Below are 18,412 nucleotides of genomic sequence, written 5' to 3' on the forward strand. Positions count from 1 at the left end.
CTATCCTCTACTCAGGCCTGCTCGGTTAGCTCGCCTTTAGGTACGAAAGTGGCAGGAGCAGCACAGGAATTGCGCTCTACAAATTTCGTATCCACTGTGATTTTTGCTGTAACCTGCGTTCCCTGCTCAATAGTATCGGTCAGGAGATCGACAGCCAGAACGGCCATTCTTTCTTTTTCTACATGAATGGTCGTTAGCTCCGGCGTAACAATGACCGATTCCGTAATGTTGTCAAAGCCGATAATTGAAGTATCCTGCGGTACCCGGATGCCAAGCTCGCTCATGGTCTTCATAGCGCTGATAGCAATATAGTCGCATTCGCAGAACCAGGCCGTCGGCAAAGTTTTCCCGCTCTCCAGATAAACGGTTAACTGCCGATTCAGATCCTCCTGCGAAGTAAGAATGGTTGGCGCTACAGCCAGCATTTGTGCCTCCGGAATCTTCAGCCCCCGTTCCATGAGTGCCGCCAAAAATCCGCGTTTACGTTCCTCAAAATTATGAATTCGTACATTTGAAGCAATATAACCGATTGAGGTATGACCCATGTCGCATAAATAAGCTCCTGCCTGATAAGCACCCATAACATTATTAATCTGGATAAATTGTACGGGAAGCGTATCAAAGCAGGTATCCAGCACAATCAGATTCGGTAGCTTGCCATGAATATCACTGATCTGCTCACGGGTCAGATTGGTTCCCAGAACAATGGTGCCTGCACTGCGTTTCTCCTCTGCAACCATCTGGATATCCCTCTGGAAAAATTCTACGTCGACCGTCGAGAAGATCAACGAATACCCTTTTTGTCGGCAACGTTCCTCAATAAACTGGATTAATTCTTTAAAAAATGGCTGTTGATAGTATTCCTCAAGGACAATGCCCGAATTTGTACACACGAGAAAAAGCAAGGACTTATCACTTCTTGAAGCCGTTATCGTCTTGCTTTTGGGACTGTATCCTGCCTCGTGGGCTACCTGGAGAATACGTTCACGCGTATCCGGGCCAATACCCGGCTTGCCGCTGAAGGCCAGTGAAACAGCTGATTTGGATACGTTGGCCAGCTTGGCAATGTCTTCCATTTTCATGCCCTAATTCTCCATTCTAAATAAGATGAACACAGCAGTGAAGTGAATAAATGAAGTTTACACCGATTTGAGATGCGATGCAATAATTAGCTGAATTTATTTATATTTGTTTAGTTATTTTTTTTAGTTTTTATAACTAAATATCACTAAATAATTAATTGACACCGTTTTAATTCGATGTTACTATGGCCTCGACATAGAAATAGACATTGAATTTAGTTTTTACAACTAAACTAATTTGGTTTTGTTTAGTTTATTTATTCTATTTTGTTCAGCAAATGTTGTTTATTCAAGTACAGAGGAGACATGATCATGAAGAAATTAAAGTTGGGTTATGCTCCGACGCGCCGATTTACGTTCAGCGCCGACGATGCCTTTAAGTACAAAGTGGAAATTCGCAAGAAAATTGAGAGTTTTGGCATGGATATCGACATTGTAGACCTGGAGGGCCTTAATGAGGAAGGCTTGCTGTATGACGACCATATAAACGCGGATTTAATCGCAAAGCGATTCAAAGAAGAAGAAGTCGACGCTGTTTTTTTCCCACATTGCAACTTTGGTACAGAAGATACTGTAGCTCGTGTAGGCAAGGCGCTCGGCAAGCCTGTCCTGCTGTGGGGACCGCGGGATGAAGCGCCGCTTGCGGACGGCATGCGCCTTCGCGACACCCAATGCGGTATTTTCGCCACAGGTAAAGTGCTGCGAAGATTCAACGTTCCCTTCACCTATGTAACGAACAGTTGGGTGAATGATCCGGTTTTCGAAAGAGGCTTTACCAACTTTGTGGCGGCCGCCAACGTCGTGCGCCAATTCAAGAGCTTACGCATTCTCCAGATTGGCCCCCGCCCCGCTTCATTCTGGACGATGATGTGCAATGAAGGCGAACTGCTGGAACGCTTCGGCATTGAGATTCATCCCATTACCATTGTCGACATTCAGCTTAGAACCAAAAAAATCGCCTCCAGCAATAGCTCAGAGCTTCTGGAAACGATGGATTACATTAAAGAAAAACTCGATTACAGTGAAGTGACCGAAGATGATGTAAGACGGATAGCCGCTTTAAAGGTCGCCATGAAATCCTTCGCCCGTGAGACGGGAAGCAGCGCTATCGCAATTCAGTGCTGGTCCTCTTTGCAGGATGCCATATCTATTATGCCGTGTCTGGCCAATGCAATCCTGACTGACGAACAAATTCCGGTTACTTGTGAAACAGATATCCATGGAGCCATTACTTCCATTATGGTGCAGGCTGCCTCCATGAACACATTGCCAACCTTCTTCGCAGATATTACTGTTCGACATCCTGAGAATGATAACGGCGAACTTCTCTTCCACTGTGGCAATTTCCCGGTCTCGCTCTCCGTAGAGAACAAACCGAAGTTACGCAAACATTTTCTCTTCGACGACCATTCTCCCGGAACTCATGAAGGCGAAATCCGCGGTGGCGGTATGACCATTGCCCGATTTGACGGCGACCACGGTGAGTACTCCATGTTCCTCGGGCGTGCCCGGGGTATTGAAGGTCCTTATACCCGCGGCTCCTACGTATGGGTGGAAGTAAACGATTGGCCGCTGTGGGAGGAAAAACTCGTAAAAGGGCCTTACGTCCATCATTCCGTAGGTATCCACGCCAATGTGATCCCGGCCATTTATGAGGCCTGCAATTATATACCCGGCCTGACACCTGATCCGGTCGATCCCACGGAACAGGAAATTCAAAGCTGGCTTAGAGGATCCGATCTCGCCCGTAATAAGCGCCCGAACCTTCACGTTTGAGACGTCTAAAGCGACAAAGCCCATCCCTATAATACCTATCTTGAGGAGGACATTATGGAAATCCAGGAACTGAAAGTAAAAGCCGCACAAATCCGCATGGACCTGCTAACCATCATTCACCGCGCCAAAACGGGACATACGGGGGGATCGCTGAGCAATACAGACATTTTAACGGCTTTATATTATGAAATCATGAACGTTGATCCTGCTAATCCAAAATGGGATGACCGTGATCGCTTTATCGCCAGCAAAGGGCATTCCGTAGAATCTCTATGGTGTATTCTGGCCGACCGGGGCTTTTTCCCAAAAGAAGAGCTGGAGACCTATAGCCAGTTCGGCACCCGACTCATTGGCCACCCGAACAACAAGGTTCCAGGGATTGAAATGAACACCGGGGCCCTCGGCCACGGCCTGCCCATTTCCGTAGGCATGGCACTAGCTGCCAAGCGGGATGACCGTCCTTACCGTGTATTTTGTTTAATGGGAGACGGCGAACAGGCCGAAGGCTCCAACTGGGAAGCCGCTATGGCAGGCTCTCATTATAAGCTGGATAACCTGATCGGCATTATCGATCGCAACCGACTCCAGATCAGCGGTGCTACCGAAGAAGTCATGGGACTGGAGCCGCTGGAAGAGAAGTGGACTGCCTTCGGCTGGAACGTCGTCTCTATCAACGGCAACAATATGGAAGAATTGCTTAAGGCATTCAGGTCCGCCCCTGAAGTAGCCGGAAAGCCAACGTTAATTATGGCCAATACCACCAAGGGCAAAGGCGTATCGTTCGCCGAAAATGTCCCGGCATGGCATCACCATGTGCCTAATGATAAAGAATTGGAGCTGGCTCTCACAGAGCTAAAGGCAACGATCGAAGAATTGACGCAGAAAGGGCAGGTGCATTAAGCATGAATAAAATTCCTAATCGCCAAGTAATCTGTGACACACTGCTGGAGTTGGCCAAAGACGACCGTGATATCATGGTACTGGCCAGCGATTCGCGCGGTTCTGCTGCAATGGCTCCCTTTGCCAATACGTTCCCGCAGCAGTTCGTCGAGGTCGGCATTGCCGAACAGAATATCGTAGGCATGTCTGCAGGCCTGGCCCACAGCGGCAAAAAACCGTTTGTGACTTCACCAGCCTGCTTCCTCAGTATGCGCAGTATTGAACAAGTCAAAGTTGACGTTGCTTATTCGCGGACAAATGTGAAGCTCATCGGCATTAGCGGAGGCGTCAGCTACGGGGCGCTTGGCATGTCACACCACTCCGTGCAAGATATCGCAGTAGCTCGGGCAATTCCGGGACTGGCGATTGTCCTGCCTGCTGATCGTCACGAAACGAAGAAACTGACCGAAGCGCTTGTAAAATATGACGGCGGCGTATACGTGCGAATCGGGCGTAATCCCGTTGAGGACGTTTACGAAACCGATGATTACCCATTCGAAATAGGCAAAGCTATAACTGTGAGAGAAGGCAACGACGTTACAATTATTGGTGTCGGTGAAACCGTGCGAATCGCACTCGATGCCGCCAAGGCACTCAACGACGAAGGCATATCCGCCCGGGTAATCAACATGCATACAATCAAGCCGCTGGATGAAGAGGCGATCATTACCGCTGCACGTGAAACTGGACGCATCATTACCGTTGAGGAACATAGCATTTACGGCGGTCTCGGCGCAGCCGTGGCAGAAGTTGTTGTGCAGAATCACCCGGTTCCTATGAGAGTGCTCGGCATCCCGGATGAGCCGGCGATTGCCGGTAAATCGGCGGAAGTTTTCCACCACTACGGCATTACGGGTGACAATATCAAACAAATTGCATTCGAATTGATTAATAAGTAGAGGGCGAAGCATATGGAGCACAATCAACAATATATATTGGCCATCGACCAGAGTACTTCAGGCACCAAAGCACTCCTTGTAGACCATCAGGGTACAGTAATCGCCCGCAGCGGGATGGAGCATAAGCAATATTACCCCCATCCCGGCTGGGTAGAGCATGATCCGCTCGAAATTTATGAAAATGTCAAAATAACGGCCCGCAGCGTATTGGAGCAAGCCTGCGTCCACCCGTCCGCACTAGCTGCGCTGACAATCACCAATCAACGCGAAACGGCATTGGTGTGGGATAAGAGGACTGGTCAGCCAATATATAATGCTGTTGTCTGGCAATGCCAACGTACGGCGGACCTGTGCGCCGAGCTGAAGCAAGCTGGCCACGAAAGAACCATCCACGCCAAAACAGGGCTTATGCTTGACCCTTATTTCTCCGCTGCCAAGTTCAAATGGATCATTGAACATACGGAAGGAGCTGCCAACCTGCTGGCTGAAGGGAGGCTACTTGCAGGGAACATGGACAGTTGGCTGGTTTGGAAGCTTACCGGCGGTAAAAACCATGCAACCGACTTTACAAATGCCAGCCGTACATCGCTGTTCAATATCCACACGCTGGAGTGGGATGAAGAGCTTGCCCAGCTGTTCTCCGTTCCTTCTTCCCTGCTGCCTGAGGTTAAACCATCCGACGCTATTTTCGGATATACGGCAGATTGCGACCTTTTCAATGAGAAAATACCGATTTCGGGCGTCATTGGGGATTCACAAGGGGCATTGTATGGGCATCTGTGTTTCAAGCCCGGAACAGCCAAAGCAACCTTTGGCACGGGTACCTCTGTATTAATGAACGTAGGGAATCATCCGGTGGATGGCGGTGACGGACTTGTAACCGCTATCGCCTGGGGGGCCGGCGGAACTGTTACGTATGCGCTTGAAGCCATCATCCGGACAACAGGCGACAGCATCAAATGGACGCAGGACAACTTAGGACTGTTCTCTACCTTTGAGGAAATGCAGCGCTTAGTCGAAAGCGTTCCTGCAAACGATGGCGTCTATCTTGTGCCTGCCTTTGTCGGAATGGGCGCTCCCTATTGGAATCCCTACGCCCGGGCGGCAATTATCGGTATGAACCGTGGAACTGGCAAAGGACACATCGTCCGGGCTGCGCTGGAGAGCATCGCTTACCAAGTACGGGACGCTATAGAGTTTATTCAGGAACAGTCCGGGATTGAGTTGGTCGGCCTGCGCACGGACGGCGGGGCTTCCTCCAACACTTGGCTGATGCAATTTCAGGCCGATATTCTGGGCAACCTTGTGACCCGATCCACATGTGCCGAGCTGTCGGCCATGGGTTCGGTCTATCTCGGTGGGCTCGGCACAGGCTTTTGGTCCGATCCAGAGCAAATCGCATCCAATCTTAAAATGTATGAAGCATACGAACCAAAGATGGATGAGGCTACCAGAGAGAAATATTATACTGGCTGGCAGCGGGCTGTTCAGTCTGTATTGCAACAACAGCATGAATCTCCCGTTTTATAAATAATCTCTGTACTCCACTCCTCATATCTCCCCAATACAAACCAAACAAAAAGGGCCCTTGCTTTTACAAAGGCCCTTTTATTAAGTTACTCACTCGAACGATATAACTGACCCAACGCTTTTACAAACTCACGGGCTGCCGGGGTCGCTTCATCAAAAGAATGCGCGATAATTCCGATATCCCGCGAAATTTGGGGAATGATCTCTTTAACGATTAGTGTATGGGACACCGAGGAAAGCGTAAACTTCGATATAATGCCAATGCCCAACTTTTTTTGGACCATATGGACTAAGGTTTCAGCCGTTTGGACCGTGAGACTCTCCTGGAAAGGAATTTGCTGCTCATGCAAGGTGTTTAATACAGCAGATTCATGTCCTCCTTTACAGAATATAAGGTCGTTCCTGTTCTGTTCCAGAGAAACCTCATGTTCTGCTTGCAATGGATGATTCTCCGGCATGATAGCAACCATGGAATCGTGTTCAAGAATATGGACGTCATAATGATCGAAAGGAGAAGCTACTATTCCAATTTCAACAGTGCGATCCTCCACCCATTGTTTAATTTGATTCGTGTTTCCTTCCATCAGTTCAATGGTGACATCGGGGTATTGGGAGCGGAATAAGCAGATCGCTTCTGGAAGCAAGTTCGTAGAGGCTGCCGGGAAGGAGCCTATTTTTACTTTACCGCGTAAAAGCTTATTCTCCTGACACGCAAGCTGAACCATTTTATCTTCGATTTCCTTCATTTGTCTGGCCAGACTCAGCATTTCTTTTCCCACTTCGGTCAGTACGAGTCCATTCTGCTTGTCGCGAATAAACAATTTCACCTGCAAAGTATTTTCAAATTGGATCAAAGCCTTGCTAACCGCAGGCTGGGAAATAAACAGCACTTTGGAAGCCTCCGTCATATTCATTTTCTCCGCAACCTTCATAAACACTTCAAGATGATTCATATTCACAGACATACACCCGTTATAAACATACGGTTATTCCCTCCATGAAATAATAGTATTTCAGTTATATCAAATATACCTTTAACTGTCGTTTTAATTTGGGTGCTAGCGCATAATATTCTTTACACCTATATCGCTCCCTATCTAAATCAAGCTGGACTGGCTTCCCAAACAGATGTGGTGCTGCTTATTTTTGGAATAACTTCGGTTGCCGGAATCGGGTTGATCGGTGTATTCATTGACCGCTGGCTGCGTCTACTGGTACTTGTGAGTACCTTCGGCTTCGCTATCGCATCTTTGGCGCTGGGAATCAGAAGTCACCAACCTGCTGTTGTCTATTTAACTGTTGCCTTGTGAGAGCGCAGATGTGGCACAGTCTATGCTTGTAACCGCTTGGAATTTGGCCATTGGTGGAGGCGGTTTGCTTGGCGAAATTCTTCTGGAGACACTTGGAAGCAGCTCTTTCCCGTGAGCGTTACTGATTCTTATGCTACTTGCCTTCATAGTTTCGTGGCGTGCTAAGAATCACGAGTTCTCCCCCAAGAAATACCTATTGCCCTATAAAAACATTGACGGTTAGATGGCTGAGAATCACATCCACACTTGGCAAGAAGCTCAACGAATATGTAGATCAGGTTATAAAGAACCTTCCTGTCCATCTAACTTCATGGATTGGAAGGTTCTTTTATCAGAAGTCATAGAAGTTCTAAGATCCTTTTAATATAATACCTTCTCCAGACAGCGTGCCAATTCATCATCGGTAAGGGGCTTGCGATGCGTATTCTCCAGGTAGATATATTTCTCTGTTTCTGGCATTAAATATTGTTTGGACCACAGGAACATATCCGGACTGTCTCCCTGAAGACGAAGAAATCTCCGCACAGTGTCCGCATGAGAAATAGTGTTATCTAGATTGGTTAACCAATCTGCCCGGTAGAAATGCTCCCATCTTCCAGTTCCTGCGAGCGATAACGCTTCTTTACCCATCCGGTAGCTCCAAACGGCATGAGAAGCTAGTATAAATGCTCTTGGGTAATCTTTTTCAAGGAACAGCCCATAAGCGCTACATAAGCTTGCCAGTCCACGTGAACCACTCAGATGCAGTTCAATCTGCACAAGCAGTTGATTATACAGCCTGCGACATTCATCTTCAGGCAACTGCTTCATGATTCGTAGACACCGCTCTCGTAGTTCAACCCAATCCGGGATTGCCGACTCGGCTTTTTCCTTGAACCAGCGTACCTGTTCAGGAAAAGGCCTTTCTCCAGTAGCCCAGTACAGCCGTTCATCACTGCTTTCTTTGCCTTGTAGCCAATACCCCATAATTTGCCGAGCCGGATGGTGATAGAATTCCTCCCCTGCTCGATCATCCTTATGCGGGCCATAAACGATAGTGCAACGGGAATAATCCCGGTATAATTGGGAAATCTCTTGAAGCTGACTACTGTACAGCCGCCCGATAAAATCAGTAAGCTGCTCTTCGGTATCCACGTTACCACTCGTCCATAAATTTGCTACTAAATCCAGCGTATATACATGCGGCAAAATATTACCTGAATTGACCAGCAGATACTCGTCCGCCCCTGTAGTAAACGCTGCTGTTAATTCCTCTACAATCAAGCTGGCTGAGGAGGGAAATTGGGTTAGATGGTTCGACGCTTGCAAGTCGTGGAAGGTCACATGGTAATATACTCCATTCTTACCCCCATCCTGCGCCTCGGGCAATGCTGGTACACGATAATTGAGATTCCCATGGCGCCGAGATACCATTTTACCGTAACCATTGTCTGCCCATATTTTGATCACCCCTTCGGGTACTTCAATATGCCCCTGCTTGTATAACTCGGCAATCTCACCATACATCGCCATACAGCACACGGGCTGCTCCACAAATTCACAGATCATATTGTACTGCTTGCGAACCACATACGATATTAATTGTCCGCGTTTGTCCGGCGTATTAAAGGAAGGATCATCTTCCCAAAAAGGCTTGTCACCCTGCCCGCGAAAAGACAATACCCATACAATTTTCTCTTCCTTCTGTCGTTCAATCGCTTCCTGCCACAGCTGTTCAAACAACTCGGGATGCTCTCTGTAGCTAGCTTGTTTACCCGGAAAGGCGCGCAAAAACATTTCCGCCCCCAACGGCTCGGCATGATGATGTGTGATCCATAAGCCCATGTCTGCTGCAAGCTTATGATGGATACCTATGCGTGGTAAATCGGTTCCGGGAATCACCATATTTCCACCGCACCGCAGTAACGCTTCAAAAACGGGCTGCCACACCTGCTCCGTCGGTGGATAATCATCCTTCCAGCCAATCAAGCATACCTCATCATTGACAAACCATCCCCGATATCGGACCTTGGACGGTATACTGTCAACATTCTGACTTGGCAAAACGATGGTATCCCGCTTAGGCGGGAGAAGCTCCGCCCAGAACCAGAACGGCTCCACACCCAGAGCGAAACGGCTGTAATGAAGCAGTCCATAAATAATTCCTAATTCATCACGGCCAATAATATGAAGTACCGTTCCCTTGCTACCAGCAACAAAACGCAGACAATAGCCCTCTGGCCAATGCGGGCAGCTATCTCCTTCCTGCGCATAACGGATAATGATCGAGGGCTCTACTTCTGTTTGCAATGGCTTGCGGCCAAACACTTGCTTATGATCTCGCGCAATCATGTTCCAAGCGTGGGCAATGGGCACACTTTCATCGGTTTGAAGATTGTATCCGCTTTCAGATGAAATAGTTAGAGGTTCACAAGCTTTCATTTATTGTCATCTCCTATTTTTTTCAACTATGAGGATTCTTCTTGTCTTTATTTTATAGGTTGGCAACATACATATAAAGCTGTTCCAACGTAAATATAGCTTTTTTTCGGTAAATCACTTGAGAGTTGAAGCTTAATTCGAGAAAGAAAAAAGTAAGGAACAGGAGAGAAATAAGAAAGACTTGATTGCTACACTAAAAATGTTCCAAAAAACAGACTGCCCTTAAAGATTCAAGTGCAGCAAAAAGGAGACTTGATATGAAATTGAAAAAACGATTTGCCTCTTTGTTCCTGTTGGCATTGATGGCATTTATCCCGGTCCAGACATATGCTTCTGGGTCCGTTCCAACCACGCCCTCTGGAATTCCGATTTCCGAAATCGAAAACAGAACAGATCAAATTATGAAAAAATATATAGGAACAGCGATTCCTGGTGCTGCGGTTTCCATAGTAAAGGACGGGAAAATTGTTTTTTCAAAAGGTTACGGATACTCAAACATCGAGAAACAAATACCCATGAGTACGGAAACAACCTATATGGAGGCCGGTTCAGTATCGAAATTGTTCACCTGGACGGCAGTAATGCAACTGGTTGAGCAGGGAAAGCTGGATTTGAATACGGACATCCGCACATACTTGCCTGACGGCTTTCTCAAGCTTTCTTTTGATAAGCCTATTACCCTGAAATCACTGATGAGCCACACGGCAGGTTTTGAGGAGCACCTGGAAAAACTTTTGGTTCATGATCCTACTGATCTTAGGCCTCTCAAGGAGCATATCGCACCCAGAAATCAGCCTGAACAGATTTATGAGCCTGGAACAGTGATTGCTTATTCCAACTATGGGACCAACCTGGCCGGTTATATTATAGAACGTGTATCCGGAATGCCTTTTGAAACCTATATTCAGAAACATATATTTGAGCCTCTAGACATGAAACATTCTTACTTTACACAACGATATGATCTTATCCCGGAGGTTATCGAACATAAAGCAACAGGCTACTCCAAGAAGGATGGAAACTGGGTGGCAAAGCCCAATGTTTTCTTTAATGATGTGCCGGCGGGTGCGTTAAACATTACTTCGGAGGACATGGCTCATTTTATGCTTGCTCATCTGAACATGGAGCATTCCTTAAAATATTCGCTATTCAACAAGAATGAAACCCTGCGAGAAATGCATGAGGCTTCATATACCCACTATCCCGAGCTTCCGGGGAATGCCCATGGCTTTTGGGAACGGTTCGCGGGAGATTATCGTGTTATCGAGCACGGTGGAAATACAGATTCATTCTCCTCTCTGGTCTCTATCGTACCGGATCAAAACTTTGGGATCAGCATCCTGACCAATGTGGAAAATGAAATGTCCGGTGCGAGAAGCGAACTCATTGACCTGTTTGTCGGGGATTCCCACGCTACTCCGCAAGCGGACAGCACGTTGAAGCATAGCGCGGATGTGGCGGGAAAATACCGCTCTGCTCGTGCAGTATCATCTGATATATTGAAGCTTATACCCGTATTATCTAATGCGGAAGAAGTGGTCACAGCCAACGGCAATGGCGGAATCACTCTGAGTATTCCATCCATGAATATTCATGTTGATTATGTAGAAACCAAACCCTATTTTTTTGAACGTGTGACTCCTGGGAGCACTTCTTATGATTACGCGGGCTTAAACATCAGTCGTCTTTTTTTCTTAACCAATGCCGATGGTAAAGTGACGCAGTTGTCATATGGAGTGATCGATGACCAATTGCCGATCTCCTTCCTGCAAACATCCATTTTCAGTTATATTCTAGTGGGGGCATGCGGCATTTGGTTTGCGCTTGGGTTTGTTTTTGGTATTACAGGGTGGCTGCGGAAGCTCAAGGACGCAAGAAAGCAGAAGAGTACTTCGCGGCTTCCCTTCCCTGACAGTGTAACCGTAATACCATTGCTGGGTCTGCTTGTGATCGTCAATCTCATTGCTTCCAGCATCCAATTGATAGGCGACCCCTTTCAGCCTATGTCCAATTTCAATTTGAATATTATCTTTTTCTGGGTACTTGGGCTTGCCTTTGTACCGGCCGCTTATCTTGCTGTAAGAAAATGCAATATTTCCAAAACAACATTGTTAAGAAAGGTATACATCGCGACGCTGATTCTTTCGTTTCTAGCTATTTCGATTTTCCTGTATTCCTATAATTTCTACTTTTTGGCATAGCTCCACTTGATAAGCCTGCCATACCTTCTAGTATACCGATGAAGATTGTCATCGTGAACAACCCCAATCTGAGCTAAATAAAAAAACTCTCCTCTGCATCTAGCAGGGAGAGTTTTTAACACACTCAATGAGATTCAAATACGTGCCGATTTCAGCCTTTGCTTTCAGTATGTTGTTGAATCTGTTTATTCTGTTTCTGGCTGAGTATTTACCAATTTTATATGAACATCTCTCAATTGTTTCTCAGTAACCTCCGAAGGTGCTCCCATTAATAGATCCTGCGCTTTGCTATTCATTGGAAAAGCAATAACCTCTCGGATATTCGATTCATTTGCAATGATCATAACAATCCTATCAATTCCAGGTGCTATACCTGCATGAGGCGGCGGCCCAAATTGAAAAGCATTAAAGAGTGCAGGAAATTTACTCTTGATATCTCCATATGTATAACCTGCAATCTCAAAGGCTTTTACCATAATCTCCGTATCATGGTTACGGACAGCACCCGAGGACAGTTCAATCCCATTACATACAATATCATATTGGTACGCTAGGATATCAAGAGGATTCATATTCAGCAGCGCATCCATACCACCTTGTGGCATCGAAAAAGGATTATGACTAAACCCAATTTTATGAGTATCAGGATCCAATTCAAACATAGGAAAATCAACTATCCAGCAAAATTTATATATATCCTTTTCCAGCAAATCCAGTCTTTTTCCTAATTGATTTCTGACAGCACCGGCTATTTTTTCGACATTTTTAAGTTGGTCAGCAGCAAAAAACAGTGCATATCCTGAACTAGCTTGCGTAACATGTATTAATTCGTTTTTCACCTCTTCAGAGATGAATTTTGCAATAGAGCCACTAAGAGACATATCATCGTTGAACTTAATCCATGAGAGGCCTTTCGCTCCAGCCTCAATAGCAAAGTTTACTATATCGTCATAAAAGCTTCTTGGCTGTGCTCCACAACCAGGAACAGCAATAACTCTTATCGTTTTATTTTTAAATACTTTAAAATCAGTCTCTGTAAACAGCTCTGTAACATCATGGATAATTAATGGATTTCTTAAATCAGGTTTATCGCTCCCGTATTTGAGCATGGCTTCTTGATATGGAATCCTGGTAAAAGGCTTTGAGATTTTAAAATTTGTAAATTCAGAGAAAACTTCATATAGCATATTTTCAACTACATTAAAGACATCTTCCTGTGTTGCAAAAGCCATTTCCAAATCCAGCTGATAAAACTCGCCGGGTGATCTGTCTGCCCTTGCATCCTCATCTCTAAAGCACGGAGCAATTTGAAAATATTTATCAAAGCCCGAAACCATTAATAATTGTTTAAATTGTTGTGGTGCTTGAGGCAAGGCATAAAATTGGCCTGGATGCACTCTACTAGGAACTAAATAGTCTCTGGCGCCCTCTGGAGATGAACTTGTCAGGATAGGTGTCTGGATCTCTAAAAAATTCAAATCGATCATCTTTCTTCTGATACTTTGAATTACTTTAGAACGAAGTATAATATTATTGTGTATTTTTTCATTCCGTAGATCCAAGAAACGGTACTTTAATCTTAAATCTTCCCGAGCTTCATTTGCTAAAGATACTTCAAAAGGTAATGGATTCACTACCTTCCCTAAAACTTTTATCTCATTAGCAGCTAACTCAATATGTCCGGTTTTCATAGTGGGACTAATCGTATTTTCAGATCTGTTACATACAGTGCCTGTAACAGAAATAGTTGACTCTCTGGTGATCTTTGATACAAAATCTTTCAATTCGTTATTATCAGAAACAACAATCTGCGTTACTCCATAATGATCCCTAAGGTCAATAAAAATAACCCCGCCATGGTCACGCATATTTTTTATCCATCCTGCAATTCTCACTACTTCGCCGACATGTTTTTGATCCAATTCTCCACAGTTATGAGTCCTGTAACTATGCATGAAAAACCCCACTTTCTTTTATTCCCTATCATCTTAATGATTTCTATTTTTCTCCACACATATACTCACATTATCGTTAAAGCTTTATACCTCTCATTCAGGTATTCCGCAGTTTCAACCATTATTTTTTGTCCTATTTCGTCAACATGCCTGTTCTTCCAATTCTCAAAGACTGTTCCCTTAACCCATTGGTTAAAAGCGCCGAGGGCTGGTCCGCAGTGTACTTGATAATCAACCTTACTGTGTTTGTCTCCATTCATTGCAAGTCGTGTAGAATAAGTAAAGTACCATCTAAATATCAACGCCATCTTACGTTTAGGAATTCTTTCAGCTTTTTCAATGATCTCAGCCGGGTAATAAGCTTTAATATCTTCATATACTTGTTCAATACTCTTCTTAAAATACTTTTCTTCAATATATTTTTTGGTTCCGCTATCAATTTCATCTATGGAGTTATAATTACGGTAAAGATCATATAATTTATTCGCCCTGGCCGGGAAAAAAACTCCTTTTTTCATAACCTGAATCTTCGCTCCCATTTCAAACATATCTCCTGCGGGAGCGTAGTCTGTATCCTGTATATTTAACTGCTGGAGCAAATCCTTTACATCATCACTTGTCCCTGCTTCAACCGTACATTGGTTGATTGAGCCTGTCATGATAAAATCCGCACCCAGTATAAACGCTGCCGCAGCAGCTTGTGGAGTCCCTATCCCCCCGGCTGCCCCTACCCTTATACTTTTATTGTATTTATACTTAAGTAACGCTTCATCCCTCATTTTAAGCATTAACGGAACCAGTACATATGCAACAGCATGATCAGTATGCCCGCCTGAATCAGCCTCGACACACAGATCGTCTACCATAGGAATTTCCATCGCCATCCGGGCCTCATCCCGGCTTATCCTATTTTCCTCGAGCAGTTTATTTACGATATTCTGAGGCGCAGGACTCAAGAATGCCTCCACAACCTCGGGTCTTGATACTTTCGCTATAATCCTGTTCTGCGGTGTTACGATCCCCTTTTCATTTCGTTTCAAACCTTTCAATCTGTACCTTACCAAAGAAGGCGTTATACTCATAAAAGCAGAGGCTTCAATAGTTCTAACACCGTATTTTATGTACAAATCAACGATGTTATTTTCTATTTCCAGGTGATCGGGAACATGAATAAGATTCATTCCATAGGCTTCGCCTTGGTTCAATTCTTGCTGAATATACTTTATAGCTTCCTCAAGGGCCCCAATCTTGACTCCCCCTGCCCCAAAGAATCCCATCATTCCTGCCTTACCTGCTTTTACGACCATCTCTTTTGAAGATATTCCCTTATACATCGAACCCATAAGATACGCGTATTTAAGTCCATAATATTTTTTGAATTCGCTATGACCAAGAGACTCCGCCGTAAATCGTTGGCCGGATATACTATTCTTCGACTTTACTTCCTGTACCTGCTCGCTACGTTCCTCATCCTCCCTCACAATCAGCGGTTCTGCGTCTCGTTGTATTGCGTTAACCAACCCTGTTATGACTTTTCCAGGCCCAACCTGTATGAACTGGGTTACATTTTTACCCATTAGATATCTTATACTTTCCGACCATTTGACTGGACTTACGATCTGGTTGATCAGCGTACTCCTTACATCTTGCTGCCTGTAGGGTCTGGCATAGATATTTGAAATGACTGGTATTTTCAATTTTGAGAATTCGAACTGTGACGCATAGGCCTCAAATCTCTGTCTGGCATCTTCCAAATACCTGGAGTGAAATGCTCCACTTACATTTAAAATCACATAGTTTGTGGCTCCTGCATCCTCAAAAATTGGCTGCGCCTGCTCAATCATGTCCTTCGGTCCTGAGATGACAATCTGGCTTGGCGAATTAAAATTAGCAACATCAATCTCCCTTAAATTATTTTTCTCGATAACTTCTCTAAATACTTCCTCGTTCAAGCCTATGACCGCTGCCATACCACCACCGGTAGCCTTGACCATCAGTTCTCCTCTTTTTTTAACCAGCTTCAAGCCCGTTTCAAAGTCAAATGCCTCTGCGGCAAATAAGGCATTGTATTCACCTAGGCTATGTCCTGCAACATAATCGGGTTTTCTTCCAGTCTCTTTTAATTTATTAAGATAACTCAAAGCGTTTACGACAAATAGCGCCGGTTGGGTAAAATCCGTTTGTCCTAGTTGATTGGCAGGATCTTCAAGACACAGTTTCTTAATAGAATAACCAAGAATAGCATCCGCTTTTGCAACCAATTCCTGAAATTCGTCAAATAGTCCTACTCCCATGCCTTTGGCTTGAGCCCCTTGTCCAGGGAACAGATATGCGATCATTTGTGTCCTCCTTTTTGCTAGTGAATGCATATTAGTCGAATATTTCAAATAGACGATCCAAATTTTTCATATCGTTTTGAAAAGGTGAAAGAATAGAACAAATACTTGCCATTTTCTTGCTACCAAAATTGTACTTCACAAAATTAGCAAGAGTGCCCGAGGGGCCAAGGTCAATATAGATGACCCCGTCCCCGTCTCCCAGACATTTTAAAGCGTTCCGAAAACGGATAGGTTTTCTAGTGACATCCCAAAGAAAACGGTTGTCAAGGGATGTCGCCTTTCCTCCGTACATAGATGAAACCATATTTATAGTCGGATTCCTTAGGGGCTTAAGCTTTAAATACGCTGTATATTCCAAGGCTATAGGGTCCATTAAGGAAGAGTGAAAAGCAAACTGGACCGGTAATCTTTGACATATAAACTCATTTGCTATCAAGTAGCGTTCAATTCCTTCCAGTTCCTCACAGCTGCCAGAAATGACAAAATGCGAGTCATAGTTGATTGATGCTAACTCTGAATTGGCATTCAATACGGATATTTGGTCATACAGACTGAGGTCGCCAATTACGGCCAGCATGCCACCCTTTGGACAGTAGGTTTCTACCATTTCTGCTTGCTTGACAAGGCATTGAAGAGTATCTTCATAACTCATACAACCAGCCACAGCAACAGATGCAAACTCACCGAGGCTGGAACCCAAAACGTAATCAGGATAAATCCCCTTTTCCAGTAATACCTGTGTGAGGGCATACTCCACCATGAAAATTGCGGGGTGAGTATATAACAGACTATCAAACACGTCTCCTCTCCCACGGTTGTCGTCGTACAGCATTTTTAATACGGACCTGCCTGTAATATCCGTATGAATCTCATCCAGCTTGGTCATCCATTTTCGGAAAACTGGATTTAACTTAAATAATTCTCTTCCCATGCCGTAGTATTGTGAGCCTTGGCCTGAAAACATAAAAATCACAGATCTGTCCATTCTAACCTCCCACAACATACTCATTGATAAAATCCCAATAACTCCATTTAAAACGAATATTTCACAGTAGATTGCGAACTAATTGCATTTGGGAAGGTGTGGGATTGCTTTCGTTAAGAACATTCTCCATATGTTGTCTTATTGCAGGTTTGAATTTCGGCTCTGTTATGATATATAGCTGCCCTTTTTTGATTCCCTCAAACATCTGATTTGCTACATCCTCTGGAAGTATTCCATTCTGGACAGCCTTGCGGGCCAATTGATTAATGACTTGTCTTTCCGGGGGAAGATTTCCTAGTCCGGTCTGCTTACTCAGCTCCGTCGGTCGGTTCCGTTCCGCATCCATAATTTGGGTGCGTACGAACCCGGGGCAGACAACTGAAACTCCTACATTGGAACCTATCAATCTGAGTTCTTGGTGTAGCGTTTCAGACAAGCTTAAAACGGCATGTTTTGATGCGCTATATATGCCATTACCAGGGCCGGACAATAGCCCGGCGATGGATGCTGTATTCACAATATGACATGCGGTTTTCTGTTTCAGCATAATAGGAACAAAAATTTCAGTTGCAAAGAGAATCCCCCATATGTTTACGTTTATTACCCACTGCCAATCCGCCACCGTATTTTCCCATAATAAGCAGCCCGTTCCGGCGTCCACTCCTGCATTGTTGAACAAAAGATGCACAGCTCCAAATGTCTGAACCGTTTTTTGCGCTAATGCACGTATATCAGCTTCTTTGGAAATATCCGTCACCACGGATAACGTTTCTGCACCCATGTCTTTTAATTGTTTTTCGGCCCTTAGAAGGGCCTCTTCCTCAATATCCGCGAGGACGACCTTCATGCCCTCATTTACACATCGGTCCGCAATAGCACGGCCAATCCCACTGGCGGCTCCCGTAACTACGGCTATCTTATCTTTAAATTCCCTCATGATTTACCTCCAGAATATTTTGTATTTTCCATCTGATA

13 protein-coding genes are annotated in these 18,412 nt (G+C 44.9%); 6 read left to right on the forward strand and 7 right to left on the reverse strand.

What is annotated here, in order from left to right:
- Positions 1-11: 11 nt before the first annotated feature.
- Positions 12-1,082, reverse strand: a complete 1,071-nt coding sequence (locus tag NLX82_RS03555) for a LacI family DNA-binding transcriptional regulator (RefSeq protein ID WP_023989374.1) — start codon at positions 1,080-1,082, stop codon at positions 12-14.
- Between the two features lie 312 nt (positions 1,083-1,394).
- Between NLX82_RS03555 and NLX82_RS03560 the strand changes: the two genes are divergently transcribed.
- Genes NLX82_RS03560 through glpK form a run of 4 tightly spaced genes read left to right on the forward strand, consistent with a single transcriptional unit; the run spans position 1,395 to position 6,226 of the window.
- Positions 1,395-2,858: an L-fucose/L-arabinose isomerase family protein gene (locus tag NLX82_RS03560; RefSeq protein ID WP_023989375.1), complete on the forward strand. Its 1,464-nt coding sequence runs from the start codon at positions 1,395-1,397 to the stop codon at positions 2,856-2,858.
- A 54-nt stretch (positions 2,859-2,912) separates the two neighbouring features.
- The gene (locus NLX82_RS03565) at positions 2,913-3,758 is read left to right on the forward strand and encodes a transketolase (protein ID WP_023989376.1); all 846 of its coding nucleotides are present in this window, start codon (positions 2,913-2,915) and stop codon (positions 3,756-3,758) included.
- A 2-nt stretch (positions 3,759-3,760) separates the two neighbouring features.
- On the forward strand, positions 3,761-4,696 hold the full coding sequence (locus NLX82_RS03570; RefSeq protein ID WP_023989377.1) for a transketolase family protein: 936 nt from the start codon (positions 3,761-3,763) through the stop codon (positions 4,694-4,696).
- A gap of 12 nt (positions 4,697-4,708) precedes the next feature.
- The gene (gene glpK / locus NLX82_RS03575; RefSeq protein ID WP_254347485.1) at positions 4,709-6,226 is read left to right on the forward strand and encodes a glycerol kinase GlpK; all 1,518 of its coding nucleotides are present in this window, start codon (positions 4,709-4,711) and stop codon (positions 6,224-6,226) included.
- Between the two features lie 86 nt (positions 6,227-6,312).
- Here glpK and NLX82_RS03580 read toward each other — a convergent pair whose 3' ends face one another.
- The gene (locus tag NLX82_RS03580; protein WP_254347486.1) at positions 6,313-7,191 is read right to left on the reverse strand and encodes a LysR family transcriptional regulator; all 879 of its coding nucleotides are present in this window, start codon (positions 7,189-7,191) and stop codon (positions 6,313-6,315) included.
- A 90-nt stretch (positions 7,192-7,281) separates the two neighbouring features.
- Here NLX82_RS03580 and NLX82_RS03585 point away from each other — a divergent pair, with 90 nt between their 5' ends.
- Positions 7,282-7,536 carry an MFS transporter gene (locus NLX82_RS03585; RefSeq protein ID WP_075154430.1) on the forward strand — a complete coding sequence of 85 codons (255 nt, stop codon included), beginning with the start codon at positions 7,282-7,284 and terminating at the stop codon, positions 7,534-7,536.
- A gap of 360 nt (positions 7,537-7,896) precedes the next feature.
- Here NLX82_RS03585 and NLX82_RS03590 read toward each other — a convergent pair whose 3' ends face one another.
- Positions 7,897-9,957, reverse strand: coding sequence for a glycosyl hydrolase 115 family protein (locus tag NLX82_RS03590; RefSeq protein ID WP_254347487.1), 2,061 nt, complete (start codon positions 9,955-9,957; stop codon positions 7,897-7,899).
- Between the two features lie 257 nt (positions 9,958-10,214).
- Between NLX82_RS03590 and NLX82_RS03595 the strand changes: the two genes are divergently transcribed.
- The gene (locus NLX82_RS03595) at positions 10,215-12,158 is read left to right on the forward strand and encodes a serine hydrolase domain-containing protein (RefSeq protein WP_254347488.1); all 1,944 of its coding nucleotides are present in this window, start codon (positions 10,215-10,217) and stop codon (positions 12,156-12,158) included.
- A gap of 185 nt (positions 12,159-12,343) precedes the next feature.
- Here the strand turns inward: NLX82_RS03595 and aspS are convergent, their stop codons facing one another.
- From aspS to NLX82_RS03615, 4 genes are all read right to left on the reverse strand, one after another.
- Entirely contained in the window at positions 12,344-14,113 is a 1,770-nt protein-coding gene (gene aspS, locus NLX82_RS03600; RefSeq protein WP_302055712.1) for an aspartate--tRNA ligase, read from the reverse strand.
- Between the two features lie 65 nt (positions 14,114-14,178).
- Complete coding sequence (gene fabD, locus NLX82_RS03605) at positions 14,179-16,452, reverse strand: ACP S-malonyltransferase (RefSeq protein ID WP_023989384.1); 2,274 nt, start codon at positions 16,450-16,452, stop codon at positions 14,179-14,181.
- Between the two features lie 31 nt (positions 16,453-16,483).
- Positions 16,484-17,437 carry an acyltransferase domain-containing protein gene (locus tag NLX82_RS03610; RefSeq protein WP_254347490.1) on the reverse strand — a complete coding sequence of 318 codons (954 nt, stop codon included), beginning with the start codon at positions 17,435-17,437 and terminating at the stop codon, positions 16,484-16,486.
- Positions 17,438-17,498: 61 nt separating this feature from the next.
- Positions 17,499-18,374: an SDR family NAD(P)-dependent oxidoreductase gene (locus NLX82_RS03615; protein WP_025718361.1), complete on the reverse strand. Its 876-nt coding sequence runs from the start codon at positions 18,372-18,374 to the stop codon at positions 17,499-17,501.
- Between the last annotated feature and the right edge of the window lie 38 nt (positions 18,375-18,412).

Origin of the sequence: Paenibacillus sp. A3M_27_13, from assembly GCF_024213315.1 — a bacterium.
In the GTDB taxonomy this organism is placed as follows: Bacteria; Bacillota; Bacilli; order Paenibacillales; family Paenibacillaceae; genus Paenibacillus; species Paenibacillus polymyxa_B.